Annotated in this window: 15 protein-coding genes; 8 read left to right on the top strand and 7 right to left on the bottom strand. The window is 72.2% G+C overall.

The annotated features are described in order from the left end of the window. Positions 1–84 precede the first annotated feature (84 nt). Positions 85–1,767: a hypothetical protein gene (locus ACSUPV_RS01180; RefSeq protein WP_436946735.1), complete on the top strand. Its 1,683-nt coding sequence runs from the start codon at positions 85–87 to the stop codon at positions 1,765–1,767. Between the two features lie 323 nt (positions 1,768–2,090). Continuing rightward, the gene (locus ACSUPV_RS01175; protein WP_436946734.1) at positions 2,091–3,092 is read left to right on the top strand and encodes a helix-turn-helix domain-containing protein; all 1,002 of its coding nucleotides are present in this window, start codon (positions 2,091–2,093) and stop codon (positions 3,090–3,092) included. Between the two features lie 9 nt (positions 3,093–3,101). Here ACSUPV_RS01175 and ACSUPV_RS01170 read toward each other — a convergent pair whose 3' ends face one another. Genes ACSUPV_RS01170 through ACSUPV_RS01155 form a run of 4 tightly spaced genes read right to left on the bottom strand, consistent with a single transcriptional unit; the run spans position 3,102 to position 8,657 of the window. After that, a complete protein-coding gene (locus ACSUPV_RS01170) occupies positions 3,102–4,103 on the bottom strand; it encodes an ABC transporter ATP-binding protein (RefSeq protein ID WP_436946733.1) in 1,002 nt (333 codons plus the stop codon). Next, a complete protein-coding gene (locus ACSUPV_RS01165) occupies positions 4,096–6,159 on the bottom strand; it encodes a dipeptide/oligopeptide/nickel ABC transporter permease/ATP-binding protein (RefSeq protein WP_436946732.1) in 2,064 nt (687 codons plus the stop codon). The genes ACSUPV_RS01170 and ACSUPV_RS01165 overlap by 8 nt, the downstream gene beginning before the upstream one ends. Positions 6,160–6,173: 14 nt before the next feature. Next, positions 6,174–7,100, bottom strand: coding sequence for an ABC transporter permease (locus tag ACSUPV_RS01160; RefSeq protein ID WP_037761335.1), 927 nt, complete (start codon positions 7,098–7,100; stop codon positions 6,174–6,176). 15 nt (positions 7,101–7,115) lie between these two features. Continuing rightward, positions 7,116–8,657 (bottom strand): ABC transporter substrate-binding protein, encoded by a 1,542-nt coding sequence (locus ACSUPV_RS01155; RefSeq protein ID WP_436946731.1) that lies wholly within the window; start codon positions 8,655–8,657, stop codon positions 7,116–7,118. Positions 8,658–8,864: 207 nt separating this feature from the next. Between ACSUPV_RS01155 and ACSUPV_RS01150 the strand changes: the two genes are divergently transcribed. Continuing rightward, positions 8,865–12,044 carry an RICIN domain-containing protein gene (locus ACSUPV_RS01150; protein ID WP_436946730.1) on the top strand — a complete coding sequence of 1,060 codons (3,180 nt, stop codon included), beginning with the start codon at positions 8,865–8,867 and terminating at the stop codon, positions 12,042–12,044. A gap of 64 nt (positions 12,045–12,108) precedes the next feature. On the opposite strand, the gene ACSUPV_RS01145 is transcribed toward ACSUPV_RS01150, so the two are convergent. Further along, on the bottom strand, positions 12,109–13,554 hold the full coding sequence (locus ACSUPV_RS01145) for a glyceraldehyde-3-phosphate dehydrogenase (protein ID WP_031118463.1): 1,446 nt from the start codon (positions 13,552–13,554) through the stop codon (positions 12,109–12,111). Between the two features lie 170 nt (positions 13,555–13,724). Between ACSUPV_RS01145 and ACSUPV_RS01140 the strand changes: the two genes are divergently transcribed. The 4 genes from ACSUPV_RS01140 to ACSUPV_RS01125 all read left to right on the top strand — a co-directional run bounded on the left by ACSUPV_RS01140 (position 13,725) and on the right by ACSUPV_RS01125 (position 18,439). Next, entirely contained in the window at positions 13,725–14,585 is an 861-nt protein-coding gene (locus tag ACSUPV_RS01140; RefSeq protein ID WP_436946729.1) for a hypothetical protein, read from the top strand. A gap of 169 nt (positions 14,586–14,754) precedes the next feature. Further along, on the top strand, positions 14,755–15,192 hold the full coding sequence (locus ACSUPV_RS01135) for a Fur family transcriptional regulator (RefSeq protein WP_031118465.1): 438 nt from the start codon (positions 14,755–14,757) through the stop codon (positions 15,190–15,192). 50 nt (positions 15,193–15,242) lie between these two features. Continuing rightward, entirely contained in the window at positions 15,243–17,468 is a 2,226-nt protein-coding gene (gene katG, locus ACSUPV_RS01130; RefSeq protein WP_031118466.1) for a catalase/peroxidase HPI, read from the top strand. Positions 17,469–17,632: 164 nt separating this feature from the next. After that, entirely contained in the window at positions 17,633–18,439 is an 807-nt protein-coding gene (locus ACSUPV_RS01125) for a carbonic anhydrase (RefSeq protein ID WP_436946728.1), read from the top strand. A 46-nt stretch (positions 18,440–18,485) separates the two neighbouring features. Here the strand turns inward: ACSUPV_RS01125 and ACSUPV_RS01120 are convergent, their stop codons facing one another. Next, entirely contained in the window at positions 18,486–19,877 is a 1,392-nt protein-coding gene (locus ACSUPV_RS01120; protein ID WP_436946727.1) for a Tat pathway signal sequence domain protein, read from the bottom strand. A 117-nt stretch (positions 19,878–19,994) separates the two neighbouring features. Beyond that, the gene (locus tag ACSUPV_RS01115; protein WP_037761127.1) at positions 19,995–21,713 is read right to left on the bottom strand and encodes a VanW family protein; all 1,719 of its coding nucleotides are present in this window, start codon (positions 21,711–21,713) and stop codon (positions 19,995–19,997) included. 220 nt (positions 21,714–21,933) lie between these two features. Here ACSUPV_RS01115 and ACSUPV_RS01110 point away from each other — a divergent pair, with 220 nt between their 5' ends. Next, positions 21,934–23,202 (top strand): glycosyltransferase family 4 protein, encoded by a 1,269-nt coding sequence (locus tag ACSUPV_RS01110; protein ID WP_359793653.1) that lies wholly within the window; start codon positions 21,934–21,936, stop codon positions 23,200–23,202. Positions 23,203–23,227 lie beyond the last annotated feature (25 nt).

The following is a 23,227-nucleotide window of genomic DNA, read 5'->3' as shown; positions in this document are numbered from 1 at the left end:
TAGGAGAACTTATCGGAAGTCGATGACGTCCTGTCGCCGGCCGCTATTCTCACTGGCCCCGGCCCGTGTTCCGAGGAGAAAACCATGGGCGACTATTACGACCTCGGGACCCACAGCCGTCCCGTCACCACGTCCTCGGCGGAAGCGCAACTCTGGTTCGATCGCGGCCTGGTGTGGACGTACGCCTTCCACCACGAGGAAGCCGTCGCCTGTTTCGAAAAGGCGGCCGCGGCCGATCCCGAGTGCGCGATGGCCCATTGGGGAATCGCCTACGCGCTCGGCCCGAACTACAACAAGCCCTGGGAATTCTTCGACGACGAGGAGCTGGCCGACACCGTCGAACGCACGCACACCGCCGTCGAACGGGCCCACGACAGAGCCGCCGGCGCCACCCCGGTCGAACAGGCCCTCATCGGTGCGCTGCGCGCCCGCTATCCGCAGCCGGATGCCGTCGAGGACTGCTCGGTGTGGAACGAGCCCTACGCGGACGCGATGCGCGCGGTGTACGAACTGGCTCCCGACGACCCGGACATCGCCACGCTCCACGCCGACGCCCTGATGAACCTCACCCCCTGGCAGCTGTGGGACCTGAAGACCGGCCGGCCGGCCGAGGGCGCCCGCACCCTGGAGGCCAGGGCCGTACTGGAGAGCGCGCTCGGCACCGACGCCGGGGCGGGCCACCCCGGCGTCCTGCACCTCTACATCCACCTGATGGAGATGTCCCCGACGCCGGAGCAGGCACTGACCGTCGCCGACCGCCTGCGCGGCGTCGTGCCCGATGCCGGGCACCTGCTCCACATGCCCTCGCACCTCGACGTCCTGTGCGGCGACTACCGCCGGGTCGTGGCCGCCAACAGCGACGCGATCGCGGCCGACGAGAAGTTCCGCCGGCGGTCCGGCGCGATGAACTTCTACACCCTCTACCGGGTGCACAACTACCACTTCAAGATCTACGGGGCGATGTTCCTCGGCCAGGAGCGGGTCGCCCTGGACACCGCCGCCGAGCTGGAAGCCGCCGTGCCCGAGGACCTGCTCCGCGTGCAGAGTCCGCCGATGGCCGACTGGCTCGAGGCCTTCCTGGGCATGCGCGTCCACGTACTGATCCGCTTCGGCCGCTGGACCGACATCCTCGCCCTGCCGGCCCCCGCCGACCCGGAGCTCTACTCGGTGACCACCGCCCTGCGGCACTACGCCCGCGGCGTCGCCCTCTCGGCCACCGGCGACGTCGCCCGGGCCGAGACCGAACGCGAGTTGTTCCGCGCGGCGGTCACCCGGGTGCCCGGGACGCGGATGCTGTTCAACAACACCTGCCACGACATCCTCGCCATCGCGGCGGCCATGCTGGACGGCGAGCTCGAGTACCGCAGGGGCAACCACGACCTGGCCTTCGCCGCCCTGGAACGCTCCATCGAGCTCGACGACAACCTCCCCTACGACGAGCCCTGGGGCTGGATGCAGCCCACCCGCCACGCCTACGGGGCGCTGCTGCTGGAACAGGGCCGGGTGGCGCAGGCCGAGGCGGTGTACCGCGCGGACCTCGGCCTGGACGACACCCTGCCCCGCGCCCTCCAGCACCCGGGCAACATCTGGTCGTTGCACGGCTTCCACGAGTGCCTGCTGCGCACGGGCAAGACCGGCGAGGCGGCCCTCGTGGCCCAGCAGCTCAAACTGGCGACGGCGCTGGCCGACGTGCCGATCCAGGCGTCCTGCTTCTGCCGCCTGGACACCGCGCCCGGCCCCGAGCAGGCCGACGGCTGCTGCCACTGACCCGGTAGGAGCCGGGGCCGGGCCCCTGTCTCATGCCGGTCGACCGAGCCCACGGACCGACCGGCCGCCGCTCAGCGGCCGGTCGGCCGACGCGGGGCCGGCACCGGGCGCATCAGGACGATGCCGTCTTCAAATGCCGAGGGCGTCTTCATGCGCTGAGGGCGCCACGTCGCGTGCTGGTGCCGCGTTCCCGTGGGGCGCGGCACCAGTCACGCGGTCACGTGCGGCAAGGGCGCGGCACCGGCCACGGCACGTCGCCGCGGACGGCGATTGGCAGAATCCCGGATTGTCCCCGGCCGGTGGCAGGACGAGGATGGCCGGACATGGAGAGACAGCAGGGTCCGTTACCCCACGAGGCGCGCAGCGCCGCGGAGTTCGTGGCCTGTATGCGTGAGCTCAAGCAGCAGGCCGGTCTGACCTACCGGCAGTTGGAGGCCGACGCGGAGCGGCGCGGGGACGTGCTCGCCCGCAGCACGGTGGCCGACCTGCTGCGCCGGGACTCGCTGCCGCGCGCGGAAGTGGTCGCCGCGTTCGTCCGGGCCTGCGGCAGGGACGAGGACATCGCCGACTGGCTGGACGCCAGGAACCGGCTGGCCGCCGCCGAGCCGTCGGACCCGGACGGAGCGCCGGCGCCGGAACCCGCCACCCGGCCGTCGGTCGCGGGCCGGATCGGAAACCGGCGGGTCCTCGCGGCCTCGGCCGGCGCGGCGCTGCTGCTCGCCGCCGTGGGAGCCTGGGCGCTGCTGCCCGACGAGAGGGGCGACCGGGACGGGACGACGAGCGCGGCCGGTGTGGCCCCGCGCCCCGCCCCTTCGGCGTCCCCCGATCCCACCGCCGATCCCGAGGGACCGGCACCCGGACGGTCCCGGATCCGGCCGGTCGTCGCTCCGCAGCTGTGCCTCACCGAAGGCCACGACCGCAAGGGCCGCTACCGCAGCCAGATCGCCGCCCAACGGCCCTGTGCCGACGCAACACCGCCCGACCTGTCACTGGTGTCGGTCGGCACCACGGGCTCGTACTACATCCAGTGGCGGCACCCCGTGCAGGGCGACGGCTGTCTCACCGCACTGGGCAGCGGCCACGTGGTCGAGGGACTGCTCGAACCCTGGCCCTGGGAGAGCTGCTCCGCGGACCGCACGAGCCAGCACTTCTACTTCGATCGCGTAGGCGACACCGAGAGCGACGGCTACCGGATCCACGTGGTGCAGAACGGCATGTGCCTCGGCGTCAACGGCACCGACGACCGGGCCGCCGGCGCCGAGATCGCCCAGCAGCGGTGCACCGGGGCACGGGACCAGGAGTTCCTGGTGGAGGCCGTCGACTGACACCCTCCGTCACGCCGTGACCGCGCGGGTCTCCTCCAGGGGGAAGTGGCACGCCGCCCCGTGGAGCGGCGCGCCCGGCACCGGCGTGGGGACGACCTCGGCGCACAGGTCCCGCGCCCGCGGGCACCGGGTCCGGAACCGGCACCCGGACGGCGGGTCGGCCGGCGACGGGATCTCGCCGGTGAGCACGATGCGCTGCCTGCGGCGCCGGCCGCCGGCCACGGGAGCGGGGGCCGCCGACAGGAGCGCCTCCGTGTACGGGTGCCGCGGCCGCTCGTAGACCTCCTCGGTGGGGCCCGTCTCCACGATCCGGCCGAGGTACATCACGGCGACCCGGTCGGCTAGGTGCCGCACCACCGACAGGTCGTGCGAGATGAACACGTACGACAGTCCCAGCTCGTCCCGCAGGTCGCACAGGAGGTTGAGCACCTGCGCCTGCACCGACAGGTCCAGTGCCGACACGGGCTCGTCGCAGACGATCACCTCGGGCTCCAGCGCGAGGGCACGGGCGATCCCGATCCGCTGCCGCTGCCCGCCCGAGAACTCGTGCGGCAGGCGACGCGCGTCCGAGGCGCGCAGGCCGACCATCTCCAGCAGTTCGGCCACCCGCCCCGCCCGCTTCGCGGCGGGCACGAGCCCGCGGTGGGTCAGCCAGGGCTCGCCGATGAGATCCGCGGCCGTGAGGCGGGGGTCCAGCGAGCCGAACGGGTCCTGGAACACCATCTGCACCTTCCGGCGCCAGGCGAGCAGTTCCGCACCCGACAGCGCGAACGGGTCGACGCCGTCGTGGCGCAGGCTGCCCGCGTCGGGCCGCTCCAGCCGCAGGAGGACCCTGGCCAGCGTGGACTTGCCGCAGCCGGACTCGCCGACCAGTCCGAGGGTCTCCCCGCGCCCCAGGGTCAGGTCCACACCGTCCAGCGCCCGCAGCCGGGTGCCGCCCCGCAGGGTCCGCCGGACCGTGAAGCTCTTGGCCAGACCGGTGGCCTCCAGCAGTGCCGCGTGCTCAGGCATCGGCCAGTTCCTTCCCGAAGTGGCAGGCGGCGGCCCGGCCGGCCCCGGTGCCGGTCAGCGCCGGCCGGTGCGTGGCGCAGCGCTCCCGGGCCATGGGACAGCGCGTGCGGAAGGCACAGCCCGCCGGTACGGAGCCCGGCTCCGGAGGGCTCCCGGCGATGGAGGTCAGCCGGGCGCCCCGGTGCTGCTCGGCCGGGACCGACGCCAGCAGACCCCGGGTGTACGGGTGGTGGGGCCTGCCGAACACCTCGGCGACCGGCCCGGTCTCCACCACCGTTCCGGCGTACATGACCGCGACCCGGTCCGCGTGCTCGGCGGCGAGTCCGAGGTCGTGGGTGATGAGGACGAGCGCCGTCCGCTGCTCGGCGCGCAACTCGCCGAGGAGGTCCATGATCTGGGCCTGCACGGTGACGTCCAGTGCCGTCGTGGGCTCGTCGGCGATCAGGACCTTCGGCTGCAGGGCGACCGCCGTCGCGATCAGCAGGCGCTGCCGCATCCCGCCGGAGAACTGGTGCGGGTAGGCCTCCGCCCGGGAGCGGGCCTCCGGGATGCCCACGCGTTCCATCAGCTCCACCGCCCGGGCCCTCGCCGCACGCCGGGACAGGCCCTCGTGGATGCGGAACGGCTCGGCGAGCTGGGCTCCGACCGTGTGGACGGGGTTGAGCGCGCTGAGCGCGTCCTGGAAGACCATGGCGAGCCCCGGGCCGGCCAGCCGGCGCCGGGCCCGTGCCCCGAGCCCGAGCAGGTCCACGCCGTCCAGGCGCACCTGCCCGCCCACTACTTCGGCGACCGGGTCGAGCAGACCAGCGACGGCGTGCGCGGTCATGCTCTTCCCGCAGCCCGACTCGCCCAGCAGCGCCAGCGTCTCGCCCGACCGTACGGCGAAGCTCACGCGGCGGACGACGTGCACGGGACCGGTCGGGGTGTGGACGTCGACGGACAGGTCGTCCACGACCAGGACATCGGCCTCGGTGCCCTCACCGGGAGGACGGGCGCCGGAACCGGCCGCGCTGCCGGGCACCGAACGCTCCTCCTCCCTCTCCTCTTCCGTGGCCGCGTCGCCCGCCGCGGACCGCCCCCGGTCACCCCGCGACCTCCGATCACCCCGCGACCCCCGATCACCCCGCGACCCCCGGTCACTCCGCAGCCCTCGGGACCGCCGCCCCAGCCCCTCCCGCCACCGCTGCCCCGGGTCGGTCGTCAGCCGGGCCCAGGAGGCGAGTACGGTCGCCGAAACGGTCGTGACGACGATCGCCAGCCCCGGGAACAGCGCGATCCACCATGCGCTCTGCAACTCCTGCCGCCCCTGCGCCACCATCAACCCCCAGCTGACGTCCGGCGGTTGGATGCCGATGCCCAGGAAGCTCAGCGACGACTCGGCCAGCATCACGAAGCAGAAGTCGAGCGCGGCGACGGTGAGCAGCGTGGGCAGCACGCTCGGCGCGACGTGCCGCCGGATGGCCGCCCAGCCGCCCGTGCCGAACGTCCGGGCCGCGTCCATGAACAGCCGGCTGCGCAGCTCGGCCGCCTCCGCCCGGGCCGTGCGCAGATACACCGGGATCCGGGCCACGGCCAGCACCAGCACCAGGCTCGCGGCGCTCGGCGAGAAGACGTACAGCACCACCACGGCCAGCAGCAGGGAGGGGAAGCTGAGGATCACGTCGGCCACCCGCAGCGACACGCTCTCGCGCCAACCGCCGTGGTACCCCGCCCACATGCCCCACACCGAGCCGATGACGAGTGAGCAGAGCACGGCGGGCACCGCCACCGCCAGGGTCGTCCCGGCCGCGGCCAGCAGCCGCGCGGCGACGGGCCGGCCGAGGGAGTCGCTGCCGAGCACGAAGGCCCAGCCGTGGTCGAGACCGAACGGCGGCCGGCCCGGGGCGCGCAGGTTCTGGCGGGTCGCCAGGTCCCCGGCGTAAACGGGCCCGAGCACGGCGCACAGCGCGACGAGGATCAGGACCACGGCCGCCGCGGTGGCGAAGCGGTCCCGGAGCAGCAGGGCGAACCAGCGTCGCCGTACGGCCGGACCGCCGGCCTCGGAAGTGTCAAGCATGTCCCGTCCTTGGCTCATGCCGCCGCCCGCTGCCGTACCCGCGGGTCGAGGAGCGCGTGGCAGAGGTCCACCAGGATGTTGAGGGCGAAGATCGCCAGCGCGGTCACGAGGACGGCGGCCTGGAGCACCGCGAAGTCCCGCTGGAGCACCGAGTCGATCATGAGTTTGCCGATCCCGGGCCAGCCGAAGATCGTCTCGACGACGACCGCCCCGTTGACCAGCCCCACGGCCAGGTCGCCGGCGACGGTGAGTGCCGGTGCGGCCGCGTTGCGCAGGGCGTGCCCGAAGACCACCCGGACCTCGGAGGCCCCCTTGCCGCGCGCCACCTTCACGTACGGGGCGGACAGTGCGGAGACCATGGCGCCGCGCACTACTTGGACCAGCACGCCGAACGGGCGGATGAGCAGCGTGGCCACGGGCAGCACCCAGGCCGCCGCGCCGCTGGTGCCGGAGGTGGGCAGCCAGCCCAGAGTCACCGCGAAGACCAGTACGCCCATGATGGCGATCCAGAAGTCCGGGACGCTGGCGGCCGTCGACGACAGGAAGGTCGCGATCCGGTCGGTGACCGAGTTCGGGCGGTAGGCCGCCAGGCTGCCGATGACCACGGCGCCCGCGAGGGCGAGCAGCATCGTCCAGCCGGCCAGTTGCAGGGTCGCGGGGAACGCCCGCAGGACGGCCTCGCCCGCCGGCTGGGCGGTGCGCAGCGACTCGCCGAAGTCCAGGTGGGCGACCTGGGCGAGGTAGTCGCCGAACTGGGTGATCAGCGGGTCGTCCAGGCCGTTGCGGGCGGCGAACTCGGCCCGCATCTCGGGCGTCGCGCTCAGCGGCAGGTACAGGTTCGCGGGGTCTCCGGTGAGGCGGGCCAGGAAGAACACGCCGAGGACCACGAACAGCAGCGGGATGACGCTCGAGACCGCGCGGCGGCGCAGCAGGGTCAGCACGTGAGGTCCTCTCCCTCAGTCCGCGCGCCGCATGTCGGCGAGCCGCATCTCGTCGTTGGTGGCGGAGTCGGGCCGGTAGCGGACCTTGGGGGAGAGGGCCAGCAGGCCGGTCATGTTGGCCAGCACGGCGTCCCGTACGACCTTGTCGTTCTGGTGGCTGAACGCCTCCGCGAACGCCTTCTGCCGGTTGCCGCCCGAGGCGCGTTCGGCCCGCTCGATGAGCGCGTCGAACTCGGCGGTACCGTAGCTGCTCTGGGCGCCCTCGCTGCCGTAGATCTGGCCCATCGTGAAGGCGGCGTCGCCCGCCTGGTTGCCGTGCTGGGCCTGGAGCAGGGTGGGGCCGGTGTCGCCGGCGGGGAAGGGGCGCAGCAGGTACTCCAGCCAGGCGTTGACGTCGAGCATCCTGATCCTGACCTTCAGCCCGGCCTTGATCAGGCCGTCCTGGACGACCTCCATCGCCTCGGCGGCCTTCGGGTAGATTCCGTTGCGGCCGACGATGGTGAGGGTGGTGTCGGTGCGGACCCCGTCGGCGCGGGCCTCGGCGACGAGTTTCCTGGCCCGTTCCGGGTCGTACGGCCACGGCCGGACGCTCGCGTTGTAGCCGGTGACGCCCTTCGACACGAGCTGCCCGCTGGGCCGCCCGGCGAAGACCGCCGTGGTCAGCCCCTCCCGGTCGATGGCGTAGTTGACGGCCTGCCGGACCCGGATGTCGTCGAGGGGCGGCTTGCCGGCGTCCATCCGCAGGTAGGAGACCTCGTTGGTGGCGAACTCCACGGCGCGGTCACCGGCCCCGTCCTCGGGTGCGAGGCCGATCGCGACATCCGCCTCGTCGTTCGTCACCATCGCCGCCCGCACACTGCCCTCGGCACGCCAGACGTAGGTGGCCGCGGCGAAGTCGGGGGTCTTGCCCCAGTAGCCGGGGAAGCGTTTCAGCCGCAGGTAACGGCCCTGGTTCCACTCGTCGATCCGGTAGGGGCCCGTGCCGACCGGCTCGCGCACGCGGGAGTCGGGGTCGGTGCTCGTCGGCACGATCTCGACGAAAGAGAGGCGCAGGGGAAGGATCGGGGCGGGCCTGGCCGTGGTGACCCGGAGGGTGTCCTCGTCGACGGGCGTGGCGGTGAGCTCGCCGTCCGCGAAGATGTAGCCGTCGACGTTGCAGTCGATCCCCGAGTCCGTGGCGCGTTCGATCGAGAACGCCGCCGCGGCCGCCGTGAACGCCGAGCCGTCGTGGAACGTGACGCCCCTGCGGAGGGTGAAGGTCCACGAAGTGGCCGAATTCCGGGCCCACTCGGTGGCGAGGGCGGGCTCCAGGCGTCCGGTGGACGCGTCGCGCTCGGTGAGCGCCTCCGTGATGTTGGCCCGGGTCACCCGGCCCGTCGCGGTCAGCGAGGCGTCACAGGGTTCCAGCGTGGGCGGTTCCTCGGGCAGGACGATGCGTAAGTCGTCCGGTCCGCCGCCGATGGGGTCGGCCCCGGCGACCGAGCAGCCGGAGGCGGCGAGCAGGACGACGAGGGACGTGACGATCGGACGACTGCGGGCTGCGCCTGAACCGGCCACTGTGCCTCCGCGTTCGCTCCCGTACACAACAGAGAACGTTGTTTAGATATGTGGACGGTCATTATTGGGGTGGCGGGGCGGAACGCGTCAAGGGGCGTGCGCCGGTTCCCCAACTCGTCCTGCCTCTTGACGTGTTGATTGCCGTCCTAAAACATTCGGGAAGCTCGATTGGTTCTGCGCGGTTCTGTTCGCTCCCGAAGGGAATTCATGTCCAGCAGACATCGCCTCGCCCGGGCCTTGGCGGCCGCCATCCCCCTGGCGCTCGGCGCGGGGCTCGTGGCCGTGCCGCCCGCCGCTGCCGCCGAACCTCCCGGCAGCGCGGTCACGGTGCGGATCGACCCGTCGTACCGGCAGCAGGAGTTCGAAGGGTGGGGCACGAGCCTCGTCTGGTTCGCCAACATCACCGGCGGCTATCCGGAACCCATCCGCAGGAAGCTCGTCGACATGCTGTTCGGCGAGGACGGCCTGCGCCTGAACATCGCGCGCTACAACATCGGCGGCGGCAACGCCCCGGACGTCCGCAAGGACTACATGAAGGTCGGCGCGACCATGGAGGGCTTCTGGAAGGCCCCGCCGGGCACCACCCGGGAGGACACCGACTGGTGGAACCCGGACGACCCCGACCACTGGGACTGGTCCGCCGACGCGAACCAGCGCTGGTGGGTGGACCAGGTCAAGCGCAAGGTGACCCGCTGGGAGGCCTTCAGCAACTCCCCGCCCTGGTTCCAGACCGTCAGCGGCTACGTCTCCGGCGGCTTCGACGCCAACACCGACCAGATCCGGGCCGACCGCGTCGACGACTTCGCCACCTACCTGGTCAGGGTGACCGAGCACCTGGAGAAGAAGCACCGCATCCGCTTCGACACCATCGCCCCGCTGAACGAGCCCAACACCAACTACTGGGGCACCCAGCTCGGCCCCGACGGACAGCCCACCGGCGGCCGCCAGGAAGGCGCGCACGCCGGCCCCGAACTCCAGCAGAAGGTCGTCCTGGCCCTGCACCGCGCACTGGAGGACGCCGGCACCCGCGCCACCGTCTCCGCCATGGACGAGACCAACCCCGGCACGTTCGTCCGCAACTGGAACGCCTACGACGCCTCCGCCCGCGCCGCCGTCGACCAGCTCAACGTCCACACCTACGGCACCGGCATGCGCACCAGCGCCCGCGACAGCGCCAAGGCCGCGGACAAACCGTTCTGGATGAGCGAGGTCGAGGGCACCTGGGGGACCGGCACCGACTTCACCGGCATGGAACCGGGGCTCGGCATCGCCACCCGGGTCGTCGACGACATCCGTGAACTGGAGCCCTCCGCCTGGGTGTTGTGGCAGCCCGTCGAGGATTCCATCCCGCAGGCCCAGGCGGGCAAGAACTGGGGCAGCATCCACATCCCGTTCAACTGCACCGCGAAGGACACCCTGGAGACCTGCCCGATCAGGGCCAACACCAAGTTCCACACCCTGCGCAACTTCACCCACCACATCCGGCCCGGCGACCACTTCGTGAAGGCCGACGACCCCTCCAGCGTCGCCGCCGTACGCAAGTCGGGCCGCGGAGCGACCGTGGTGCACGTCAACAACGGCACCACCCCGCGCGCCGTCACCCTCGACCTCTCGAAGTTCCGGCGCGTCGCCCCCGGCGCCACCGTGACCCCCGTGGTGACCAGTGCCGAGGGCGCACTGGTCCGCGGCACGCCCGTGAAGGTGAAGGACGACTCCGCCACACTGACCGTGCCGCCGAAGTCGGTCACGACCCTCCTCGTCGACGGCGTGTCCGGCACCGCCGCGGACGCCGCACTCGTCCAGCCCGGCCACGTCTACCGCCTCCAGGGCGCCCAGAGCGGCAAGTCGCTGGCCCCGTCCGCCGACGGTGACGGCGTCGTCGTCCGCACGAACGACCCGGCCGCCAGGTCCCAGCTGTGGTCCGTGCAGCGGCTGACCCGCGGTGAGGGCAACCGCGACCGCTACGCCCTCGTCAACGCCTCCGACGACAGACGCCTCGCCGTGCGCGACGACGACGCCACCCTCGAAGACGCGGGCACACCGGCGTCACCGGCCGCCCAGTGGATCATGTCGACCACCGGGGACGGCACCTGGACCTTCGTCAACGCCGCCACGGGCCGTCTGCTCGACGTCGTCGGGCAGTCCACGGCGGACGGCGCCCGCGTGTCGGCGTTCCTGCCGACCTCCGCGGCCAACCAGCGGTGGGGCGTCACCGACGAGACGGTGCTCCGCACACAGCCCGCCAAGGCGTTCACCGTCCCCGGCCACGCCCCCGAACTGCCCACGACCGTGACCCCCGTCTTCCGCGACGGCGCCCGGGGCGCGCTCCCCGTCGCGTGGACACTGCCCTCGCCGTCCCGCTGGCGCGAACCCGGAACGGTACGGGTGAAGGGCCGGGCGACCGACGCGCTGGGCCGGACCCTCCCCGCCGAGGCGCTGGTCACCGTGGACACCGTCGCCGCCACCCGCCCCGCCCGCGCCAAGACCTACACCGGCGGACGGCCCGCACTGCCCGCAACGGTCACCGGCGTCGGACGGCACGGCGGAACCGCCGACCTCCCGGTCACCTGGGACGCCGCACCCGAGGGCGCGTTCGACGAGGCCGGGGTGGTGACCCTGCGCGGCACCGCCCGGGTCCCCGGCGGGACGACGGCGGCGGCGACCGTACGCGTCCAGGTCACCGCACCCCGGGAGACGAACGCCGCGCGCGACCAGGGCGTGACGGTCGGCGCGACGTACACCGAGAGCGGGTACTCCGCCGAGGGCCTGCGCAACGGGAACACCTCCGAGAAGGCCTGGTCGAACTGGAAGTCGGGCACGAAGAACCCGTCCGACACCATCACCCTGACCCTGCCGGAGCCACGCGATCTGACCCGGGTCGTGACCCACTTCCACCGCGACGGCACCAACGTCAGCTTCGCCGAGTCCCTCAAGGTGCAGGTGCGCGGCGCCGACGGCACCTGGGCCGACGCGAGCGACACCGTCCCCGTGGGCGCCGAGGGCACGCCCGTGGCCGACGTACCGGTGCGCGCGAGCGGCCCGGTGACCGGCGTGCGCGTGGTCATGACGGCACGCCCGGGCGGCTACATCACCCTCGGCGAGATCGAGGTGTACGCCAAGGCACCGGGTACCTCCGCCGACGCCGCGGCGGCCTCGATCGAGGTGGACGGTGTGCCGCTGAGCGGCTTCGACCCGGACCGGACGAGCTACCGGACGGCGGTCGACCGGCCGGAGCGGGCCCGGGTCACCGCCACCCCGCGTGACCCCTACGCCGACGTGACGGTCCGTGAGGACACCTCCCGGGGCGGGACGGCCCACGTCGTCTCCATCACCGGCGAGGACGGCTCGCAGGCGCGGGAGTACCGGATCGAGCTCACCCGCCGCTGACCCGCCGCGGACGTGCGAAAGCGCGGGGCCCGCACGCCCCGCGCTTTCGCCGGCACTCCGTCGGTCAGACCGCCGGAGCCGGGTACGTCGGGTACTCCACGCCGGACACGTGCTGCACCACCCGGATGACCTGGCACGAGTAGCCGAACTCGTTGTCGTACCAGAGGTAGAGGATCGCGTTGTCGCCCTCCACCTTCGTGGCGCCGGCGTCGACGATCGAGGCGTGGCGCGAGCCGATGAAGTCGCTGGAGACCGCGTCGGGGGCGCTGATGAAGTCGATCTGGCGCTTCAGCGGCGAGGTCAGGGACACCTCGCGCAGGTAGTCGAGGACCTCCTGCCGCGTGGTCTCCCGCGCGAGCTGCAGGTTGAGGATCGCGATGGAGACGTCCGGCACCGGCACCCGGATGGAGCTGCCGGTGATCTTCGCCTTGAGGTCGGGCAGCGCCTTGGCGACGGCGGAGGCGGCGCCGGTCTCGGTGATGACCATGTTGAGCGGCGCGGACCGGCCCCGGCGCTCGGACTTGTGGTAGTTGTCCAGCAGGTTCTGGTCGTTGGTGAACGAGTGGACGGTCTCCACGTGACCGCGCTGCACGCCGAACTCGTCGTCCATCGCCTTCAGCGGCGGCACTATGGCGTTCGTGGTGCACGAGGCGCAGGACAGGATCTGCTCGTCCGGCTTGATCGTGTCGTGGTTGACGCCGTGCACGATGTTCGGGACGTCGCCCTTGCCGGGCGCGGTCAGCACGACCTTGTCGATACCGGGGCGCAGGTGCTGCGACAGGCCCTCGCGGTCGCGCCACTTGCCGGTGTTGTCGATGAGGATGGCGTCCTTGATGCCGTACGCCGTGTAGTCGACCTCGGACGGGTCGTTCGCGTAGATGACCTTGATCTCGTTGCCGTTGGCGACGATCGTGCTGGTCGCCTCGTCGACGGTGATCGTGCCCTGGAACTGGCCGTGGATGGAGTCGCGGCGCAGCAGCGAGGCCCGCTTGACGATGTCCTGCTCTCCTCCGCCGCGGACGACGATGGCCCGCAGGCGCAGTCCGTTGCCCGAGCCGGCCTTCTCGATGAGCAGCCGGGCGACCAGCCGGCCGATGCGGCCGAAGCCGTAGAGGACGACGTCGCGTCCCTCGCGGCGCTCGATCTTGTCGGCACCGGTGGCCCCGGCGACGGCCTCGGCGGTGAACTCGGCGACCGACAGACCGCGGTCGTCCTCGCGGTACGTCGCGGCCAGCATGCCGATGTCGATCTGGGACGGCCCGAGGTCGAGCTCGGCGAGGGTCTTCAGGAACGGCAGCGTCTCGGTGACCGAGAGCTCCGCGCCGGCGATCTGCCGGGCGAACCGGTGGGTCTTGAGGATGCTGACCACCGACTTGTTCACCAGGGAGCGGCTGTGCAGCAGGACCGTCACGTCCCGCTCCCGGTGCAGCTTCCCGATGATCGGGATCATCGACTCCGCGATCTCCTCGCGGTTCTTCCAGTTGGTGAACGAGTCCTCGTTGGCAGTCACGAATCCATCTTTCGAGCTAGGCGGCGCTCATATGTTAAACCGTCGATTTCCTGATCATGAACGGGGGTCTCGGGAGCACTCGGCCCGCTCCCCGCGCGCCCCCGGGGGTCCGGCCTGAGACGATCGGATCGGAGCTATCGGAGCGGAACTTCCGTGCGAAAGGGACGCGCATGGATCTCGACGCTGTGGCCGACGAGCTGTACGCCCTGCGGCCGGAGGACTTCACCGCCGCCCGTGCCTCGGCCGTGGCGGCCGCCCGCACCGCCGGCGACCGGGAACTCGCCGAGCGGATCGGCGCGTTGCGCAAGCCCAGCCTCGCGGCCTGGGCCAGCAACCTCCTGGTCCGCAGCCGGCCCGGCGAGGTCGAGCCGCTGCTCCGGCTGGGGGAGGGCCTCCGGCGGGCCCACCAGGACCTGGACGGCACCCAGCTGCGCGAGCTGAGCCGCCGGCAGCACGCGCTCATCCGCGCCCTGTCCGCTCAGGCCCGGCAGCTCGCGAAGGAGGCCGGCCATCCGATCGGCGAGAGCGTGCAGCGCGAGGTCGAGACCACCCTGCACGCCGTCCTGGCCGATCCCGATGCCGCGCGGGCGTGGGCGAGCGGCCGGCTGACCAAGCCGCTCAGCGCCACTGTCGGCTTCCCCGCCGCCGCGGAGGGCGCGAGGCCGCAGCGGCCGACACCCCCCGAGGCCCCCGCCCGGCCGGACCGGAAGGCCGATGAGCAGCGGCGGAGACGGCTGGCCGAAGCCCGCCGGGACGCCGAGGAGGCCGAGCGGGAGCTGCGGACCCGGAAGGACGAGGCGGCGGCCGCGGGGCAGGCTGCCGAGGAGGCGAAGCGGCAGGTGGAACGCCTGCAGCGGCGCGTCGATGAACTCACCGGGGAACTGGAGCGCACCCGGGGCGAACACCAGCAGGCCCGCTTCGCCGAGCGGTCGGCCCGGGAACGGGCGCGCGAGGCCGACCGCCGCCTCCGTGAGGCCGACCGCCGGGCCACGACGGCCGCCGCCCGACTCGATCGCCTGACCTCGTCATGACCCGCCCCGGCGTGGTCGGTCCCGACCCGGCCGGACGCGATCATCGCGCTGTGACATGACTCACACCTCGACCGTCGCGGCCGTCACGGAAGGCCTCACTCGCACGACACCAAAATTGAACCCTTCGTTTTCTTGAATCGGTCGTGTTTGTGCCGCTAGGTTGTCTCGCATGACCGCATCCGGGACCCCGACCACCGCCGACGAGCTGCGCGGTGCCGGCCTGCGGGTGACGGCAGCCCGCGTCGCGCTGCTCGAGACCGTGCGGGACGGTGACCACCTCGGTGCCGAGGCCATCGCCTCCGAGGTCCGCGGCCGTGTCGGCCACATCTCCGTCCAGGCTGTCTACGAGGGGCTCCACGCACTCACCGCGGCGGGACTCATACGCCGCCTCGAACCACCCGGCAGCCCGGCCCTCTACGAGGGACGGGTCGGCGACAACCACCACCACCTGGTGTGCCGGTCGTGCGGAACCGTCGCCGACGTCGACTGCGCGGTCGGCCACGCCCCCTGCCTGACCGCGTCCGACGACCGCGGCTTCGCCGTCGACGAGGCCGAGGTCATCTACTGGGGCCTGTGCCCCGACTGTTCCACCGCCCGCAGTTCCTGAGCACGTGATCCACCCGAGCACCGTGATCCACCCCGTCCGGAAGGATTTCCATGACTGAGAACCACGACGCGATCGTCACCGACCCGAAGTCGGAGGAGGCAGGAGGCGGCTGCCCGGTGGCCCACGGCCGGGCGCTGCACCCGACCCAGGGCGGCGGCAACCGCCAGTGGTGGCCCGAGCGGCTGAACCTGAAGATCCTCGCCAAGAACCCCGAGGTGGCCAACCCCCTCGGTGAGGACTTCGACTACGCCGAGGCGTTCAAGAACCTCGACCTCGCGGCCGTCAAACGCGACATCGCCGAGGTGCTCACCACCTCGCAGGACTGGTGGCCGGCCGACTTCGGCAACTACGGCCCGCTGATGATCCGCATGGCCTGGCACAGCGCGGGCACCTACCGCATCAGCGACGGCCGCGGCGGCGCCGGCGCCGGCCAGCAGCGCTTCGCGCCGCTGAACAGCTGGCCGGACAACGGCAACCTCGACAAGGCCCGCCGTCTGCTGTGGCCGGTCAAGAAGAAGTACGGCCAGTCCATCTCCTGGGCCGACCTCATGATCCTCACCGGCAACGTCGCCCTGGAGCAGATGGGCTTCGAGACCTTCGGCTTCGCCGGCGGCCGCGAGGACGTCTGGGAGCCCGAGGAGGACGTCTACTGGGGCCCCGAGACCACCTGGCTCGACGACAAGCGCTACACCGGCGACCGTGAGCTGGAGAACCCGCTCGGCGCGGTCCAGATGGGCCTCATCTACGTCAACCCCGAGGGCCCGAACGGCAACCCGGACCCGATCGCCGCGGCCCGCGACATCCGTGAGACGTTCCGCCGCATGGCGATGAACGACGAGGAGACCGTCGCCCTGATCGCCGGCGGCCACACCTTCGGCAAGACCCACGGCGCCGGCCCCGCCGACCACGTCGGCGCCGACCCCGAGGCCGCCTCCATGGAGGAGCAGGGCCTCGGCTGGCGCAGCACCTACGGCACCGGCAAGGGCGGCGACGCGATCACCTCCGGCCTGGAGGTCACCTGGACCTCGACGCCGACCCAGTGGAGCAACGGCTTCTTCAAGAACCTCTTCGAGTTCGAGTACGAGCTGGAGCAGAGCCCGGCCGGCGCCCACCAGTGGGTGGCCAAGGACGCCCCGGAGATCGTGCCGGACGCGCACGACGCCACGAAGAAGCACCGCCCGAAGATGCTCACCACCGACCTGGCGCTGCGCTTCGACCCGATCTACGAGCCGATCTCCCGCCGGTTCTACGAGAACCCCGACCAGTTCGCGGACGCCTTCGCCCGCGCCTGGTTCAAGCTGACCCACCGTGACATGGGCCCGAAGTCCCTGTACCTCGGCCCGGAGGTCCCGGAGGAGACGCTGATCTGGCAGGACCCGCTGCCGGAGCGTGAGGGCGAGCTCATCGACGCCGAGGACATCAAGACCCTCAAGACCAAGCTCCTGGAGTCGGGTCTGAGCGTCTCGCAGCTGGTGTCCACCGCGTGGGCCTCGGCCTCCACCTTCCGCGGCAGCGACAAGCGGGGCGGTGCCAACGGCGCCCGCATCCGCCTGGAGCCGCAGCGCGGCTGGGAGGTCAACGAGCCCGACGAGCTGGCCCAGGTCCTGCGCGTCCTGGAAGGCATCCAGCAGGACTTCAACTCCGGTTCCGGCGCCAAGAAGGTCTCCCTGGCCGACCTGATCGTCCTCGGTGGCTCCGCCGCCGTCGAGAAGGCCGCCAAGGAAGCCGGCTTCCAGGTGGAGGTCCCCTTCACCGCGGGCCGCGTGGACGCGACGGAGGAGCACACCGACGCCGAGTCCTTCGAGGCGCTGGAGCCGACCGCCGACGGGTTCCGCAACTACCTCGGCAAGGGCAACCGCCTGCCGGCCGAGTACCTGCTGCTCGACAAGGCGAACCTGCTCACGCTGAGCGCCCCCGAGATGACCGTCCTGGTCGGTGGCCTGCGCGTGCTGGGCGCCAACTACCAGCAGTCCCAGCTCGGCGTGCTCACCACGACGCCCGGCTCGCTGACCAACGACTTCTTCGTCAACCTGCTCGACCTGGGCATCACGTGGAAGTCGACGTCCGAGGACCAGACCACGTTCGAGGGCCGCGACGCCGCCACCGGCGAGGTCAAGTGGGCCGGCTCCCGCGCCGACCTGGTCTTCGGCTCGAACTCCGAGCTGCGGGCCCTCGCCGAGGTCTACGCGAGCGACGACGCCAAGGAGAAGTTCGTGCAGGACTTCGTCGACGCGTGGGTCAAGGTCATGAACCTGGACCGGTTCGACCTGGTCTGATCACCCCCGCGTGACAGGACGCCCCGGGCCGGTCGGCCCGGGGCGTCCCGCGTCTCCTGAGGGATCGTCAAGTTCCGTTCAAGGTAAGAACATCACTTACCCAACTCTCACCATGAAACGGCAAGAACGGCGGCCCGGCCGGAAACCGGGCATACGTTCTGCTCGTGAACACAGATTCCCCTGCCCACAGAGGCGCCGGCCGTGCACCGCACCCCTTCGCCGGTCCACGGCCGACCACCGGCGGCCCCGTCCGCCGCACCCTGCTGCGCACCGCGCTGACCGGGGCCGCAGCCCTCGGCGCGGGCCTCGCCGCCACCCGGCCGGCCACCGCCGCCCCCCACACTCCGGGAAACACCCCGGGAAACACCCCGGGCACCGCTCCCCGGCCCGGCACCCCGGGCGAAGCCCTCGCGGAACTGGCCGCGGGCAACCGCCGCTGGCGCGCCTTCCGCGAACGCCACCCGCACGAAACCCCGGAGATCCGGCGGGCGTTGACGACGGCCCAGCACCCCTTCGCGGTCGTGCTCGGCTGCATCGACTCGCGCGTGCCCCCCGAGCTGGTCTTCGACCAGGGACTGGGCGACCTGATGACGGTCCGCACCGCCGGCGAGGTCCTCGACGAGGCCGTGCTCGGCAGCGTCGCCTACGGCGTCCTGGAACTCGGCATACCCCTGGTCGTCGTCCTCGGGCACCAGTCGTGCGGCGCGGTCCGCGCCGCCGTCGAGGCCGAGGAGTCCGGCGGCCGTCTGCCCGCGCACATCCAGTACCTGGCCGACCAGATCAGCCCGGCCATCGACCACGGCAAGGAGGGGGACGCGCGGATCGACGCGACCGTGGACGCCAACGTCCGGCTCGTCCGCTCCCGGCTGGCCGCCGAGCCCGATTTCGCCGCCAAGGTCGACACCGGCCGGCTGGCGATCGTCGGAGCCCGCTACGAACTGACCAGCCAGGCCGTCCACCGCGTCGCCTGAGAACCCGCCCGGTCCGCCGCACCCCACGGCGGACCGGGCCGACCCGTCACACCTTGAGCGGGTTGTACCGCGCCACCGCCATCAGGTACCAGGCGGTCGCGCCCGTGTGCCGGTAGGGGTAGTAGCCGAAGCCGAACCCGGTGTCCAGCGGGCTGCTCGCGGAGACCACGCCACAGCGCTCGGGCAGGGCCCCGCCGCCGACGGTCTGACCACCGCCCAGCAGGTCCTGGGCCTGCTCGGCCGACGCGATCAGCCGCCGGGCGCGTGCCTCGTCACCCCGCGCCCCGCGGTCCCGCAGGGCGAGCGCGAGGTGGGCCGTCCCCTCGAACCACACGCCGTTGCGGTCGGGCTTGGGCTGGCCCGCCGCGATCGGGGCGTCCTCGTTCGCGAGGAGGCTCGCCGAACTGAAGGTGACGCCCTCGTACGACTGTCCGGCGGGGACCGTGCTGTTCGTCCGGCCGGAGTGGTCCAGGACCGCCAGTTCGGCCGCGGCCCAGTCCAGCGAACGGGAGAAGCGGCCGGAGCCGAGCGCCAGATGCGTCCAGGTCTGGGTGTCCTCCGGAACCGGCGACCTGTTGACCGTCACGCCGTCGTTGGTCCCGGTGTAGAAGAAGCCCCCGGACGGCTCCCACATCCGCCGCACGAACGCCTCGGCCCGCGCCCGCCGTTCCAGCCACACCCGGTCGCCGGTGAGCCGGGCCAGCCGGCCGAACAGACAGACCAGGTCCGTGTTGTGCTCGGTCGACGTGAACGGCAGCCGCTGGTTCGCCCCGTCCACCCCGAACTTGTAGCCGCCGAGCGGCTCGTCGGTCCGGCCGGTCCGCTCGATCCACTCGCCGATCCGCACCGCACCCGTGAGGAAACGGCGCTCCCCGGTGCGGCGGGCCAGGGCGCTCAGCGCGATGCCCGCCCAGGCCATGTCGCCCACCGCCGTGCCGGTGAAGCCGAACTGGGTACCGACGTTGACGGTGCCGTCCGGCCGGACGAAGCCGTCGGGCTGGGGCGAGCCGTCGTAGAAGGTGTACGGGCCGACGTTGTACGCCTGCCGGAGCCTGCCGTCGTCGTACGCGGGGTCGTGGTGCTGGGCGTACAGCAGGGCGTCGCCCAGCGCCTCGGCCCTGGTCAGGCCGTTCGCGGTGCGGGCGGCGAGGTGCGCCAGGACGGCCAGGGCGTTGTCGTACGTGAACGCCGTGCTGAACAGTCCGGCCTGGTCGGTGTAGCTCTGGGTCAGGCGGATACCGCCGTGATCGGGGTAGGCGTCCATGGCGGCGGCGAGGAAGGCGTGCCCCCGCGCCGGGGCCGACGCGGGACGCGCCCCGGCCGGTCCGGCGGCCAGGGCCTGCCCCGAGCCGGCGGCGGTGAGCCCGGCGGCACTGATGCCGAGTCCGGCACCGATGAGCGAACGCCGGCTGAGCGCCGGGCCTTGTCTGCCAGTCATGGATCTCCCCTTGAGAGCGCTCTCAATCAGTGCGCGCTCATTGTGCTGGCGCCCCGGGGCCGGGTCAACGCTCAGCTCGCGAAGGAGAGTCGCAGAGGAAGGCGAACGGCGCGTGGCCTACTCGCACACGATCTCGTCACGCGGCGTGTAGTGCGTGCGGAACGGCTCCCGCTTCACTTCCCTGCCGTCGTCGTAGAAGACCCGCTCCACGGTGACGTCGAACCCTTCGAGCGGCGTCTGCGGCACGCACTCCTTGTCGTCGCTCACCGTCTTCTCGGGCTTCTTCACCTCGGTGCGAGGCCCCTTGACCGACTTGATCTCGTCGTACTTGCGGGTGCCGAGGAAGGAGACGGTCACGGAGGTGTCCGTGGACTCGGCCTGGATGTAGATCGCCTTGCCGGAGTCGTTGGTGAACCTCAGGTCCAGGCTGCCCCAGGCGACCGTCGCCTCGCGGCCCTCCGGGTAGCGCTCGATGTAGAAGGAGTGCGCGCCGTGCTCCACGGGCTTGACTCCGGCGAAGAACAGCGCGTTGTACACCGTCGTCGCCACGGCCGAGACACCGCCGCCGGAGGCCTTCGTGAACTTGTCGTCGAGGATGATGATGCCCTCGACGAACCCGTTCTCCTCGGTGCGCTCCCCGACGGTCCGGTTGAAGCTCCACGTCTCGTCCGGCCTGACGAGAGAGCCGTCGATGAGTTCCACCGCCCGGCCGATGTTCTTCGTGCGGTACTCGGCCGGCTCGAAGTGGACGGTGAAGGAGGACATCGTCTCCGTCAGGCCCAGCTCCGCGGCGTTCTCTCGGGTCACCTCGGGCTGGATCGTGCGCACCTCCACCTCGCCGGCTCGGTCGGCGCCCGACCTGGTGAGCAGCGGCAGCACCGCCTTGCCCAGCGCCTTGTCGGTGACCTCCCGGCCGGGTACGGCGTCCTCCGTGACCACAGCCCTGTCGCCGTCCGGCCGCAGCCTGGCGTTCTCGGCCGTCGTGGTCACCTCGTCCAGGGGGCCGGCGACGGCGGGGGCGGCGCGCAGCCCCTTCGCGTCGAGCTCCGGTCTCAGCCTGCCGCTGCCGTCCGGCCGCATGGCCAGGTGCTCGCCCAGCACGTTCGGGCCGACCGTGAACCGCCTGCCGGCCGCGGTGAGCGTGACGGGCGCCGACACGGCCGGCTCCGCGAACGTCCGCACCGCCCGCCGGACCTCGTCGGCCGTGACCTTCGGCCGCGTCTCGCGCGCGGGCAGGGAGGTGACCGCGTCGGCGTCACCGCGCAGGAAGGAGGCACGCAGGGGCGCCACCGCGGCGTCCACGTCGAGCGCGTGACCCGTGCGCGGCGCGACCTGCGTGACCCGCCCGTCCTCGAAGCCGACGGCACCGTCCCGGACCTTCTGGTCGAGGTCCTTCGCCAGCTGCCCGAGGGCGGCCCGGGCCTTGGCCTCGTCGAGGCGGACGACCGGTTCGACGGCACCGCCCGAGCGGAAGAACCCCTCGAACACGCTGAGCGGGTCGTTGCCGGTGCGCGCCGCCCGGTCGACGGTCTCCTGGATGTCGTAGGAGAGCCCGGCTCGCCGCGGATCGACCGTGCCCGTTCGCTCACCGACCTTCACCGGGAGCTCCCGCGAGCCCGCCGCACCGAGCTGCCGTTCCAGCTTCCGCACCGCCTCCGCGCGGCTCAGCCCCCCGATCTCCACGCCGCGCACGGTCGTCCCGGAGTCGATCTCCCCGCCCGTGAGCAGCAGCCCGGCCAGATACAGACCACCGACCCCCACGGCCAGCGCGCCGCCGGCCAGGGCGAGGAGCGGGAGGGACGTGATGCGCGGGACGGAGGCTATTCGGGGGCGCATGGGTCTCCTGGAGATCGAATACGAGGGTGCACCCGATGACGCGACGCCGCTGCGGGCAAACACATCAAGCTATGCACACCCGGGCGGCAAACCGGTATGTCCCAGACCACTTATGTCCGAGATCACGCCGGAACCGGCCGGACCGGCCCACCCCGCCGGCCATGGCCACAGAGTGGTAACGGCGAACAACTGTCCGGTGGTTGGCGCCGTCTAGGCCACCATGAAGATCTCTTTCCTGATCCACAACGCCTACGGAATCGGAGGCACCATCACCACCACGTTCAACCTGGCCGGAGCCCTCGCCGAACGGCACGACGTGGAGATCGTCTCCGCGTTGCGCCACCGGGAGCACCCGACCCTCACCCCGGACCCCCGGGTGCGGCTGCGGGCACTGGTGGACCTGCGCAAGGAGGCCGACCACCCGCTGCACGGCAGACCGGCGAAGGTCTTCCCGCCCGCCGAGTACCGCCACCACCAGTACAGCGAGCTGACCGACCAGCGCATCGGCGAGTGCCTGGAGGCGCTCGACGCCGACGTCGTCATCGGCACCCGCCCGGGCCTCAACGTGCACATCGCCCGCCAGGCCCCGCGCCACGTCCTGCGCGTCGGCCAGGAGCACCTCACCCTCGACAACCACTCGCCGCGGCTGCGCACCGCACTGCGCCGCGCCTACCGCGACCTCGACGTCATCACCACCGTGACGGAGGCGGACGCCGCCGCCTACCGCCGCAAGATGTGGCTGCCCGGCGTCCACGTGGAGGCCCTCCCGAACAGCGTCCCCGACCCCGCCGTACCCCCCGCGGACGGCGCCGCCAAGATCGTCGTCGCCGCCGGCCGGCTGGTCCCCGTGAAGCGCTACGACCTGCTCATCGAGGCGTTCGCCCAGGTCGCCGCCGCGTTCCCGGACTGGCAGCTGCGCATCTACGGCAAGGGCGAGGAGCAGGCCGGGCTGCGGCAGCTCATCGAACGGCTCGGCCTGTGGAACAACGTGTTCCTCATGGGGGCCGCCACCCCGATGGAAGCGGAGTGGGCCAAGGCCTCGATCGGGGCGTCCGCGTCCGACTTCGAGCCGTTCGGCATGACGATCGTCGAGGCGATGCGCTGCGGACTGCCCGTCGTCAGCACCGACTGCCCCTACGGCCCCGGCGAGATCATCCAGGACGGCACCGACGGCCGGCTGGTGCCGGTCGGAGACCGCGACGCCCTCGCCTCGGCCCTGCTGGAGCTCGTCGGCGACGACGAACGCCGCCGCCGCATGGGCCGCGCCGCCCTCGAGAACGCGCGCCGCTACGCCCCCGGCCCCGTCGTCGCGCAGGCCGAACGCATCCTCGACGAAGCCGTGACGGCCAAAACCACGGGCCGGCGGCCCACCACGGCGCACGCGCACCGGCCCCGCAGCCCGCTGACCGGCCGCGGCCACGCCGCCCGCGACGCGGCCCACGCGGCGGCGACCGGCGTACTGCGCCGGATCCGCGGGGGACGGCGATGAGCGCGCCGGATCCGCGAGGGACGGC

Origin of the sequence: Streptomyces sp. SudanB52_2052 (genome assembly GCF_964272415.1) — a bacterium.
Taxonomy (GTDB): domain Bacteria; phylum Actinomycetota; class Actinomycetes; order Streptomycetales; family Streptomycetaceae; genus Streptomyces; species Streptomyces olindensis.
This window is presented reverse-complemented; position numbering and strand designations above follow the sequence as displayed.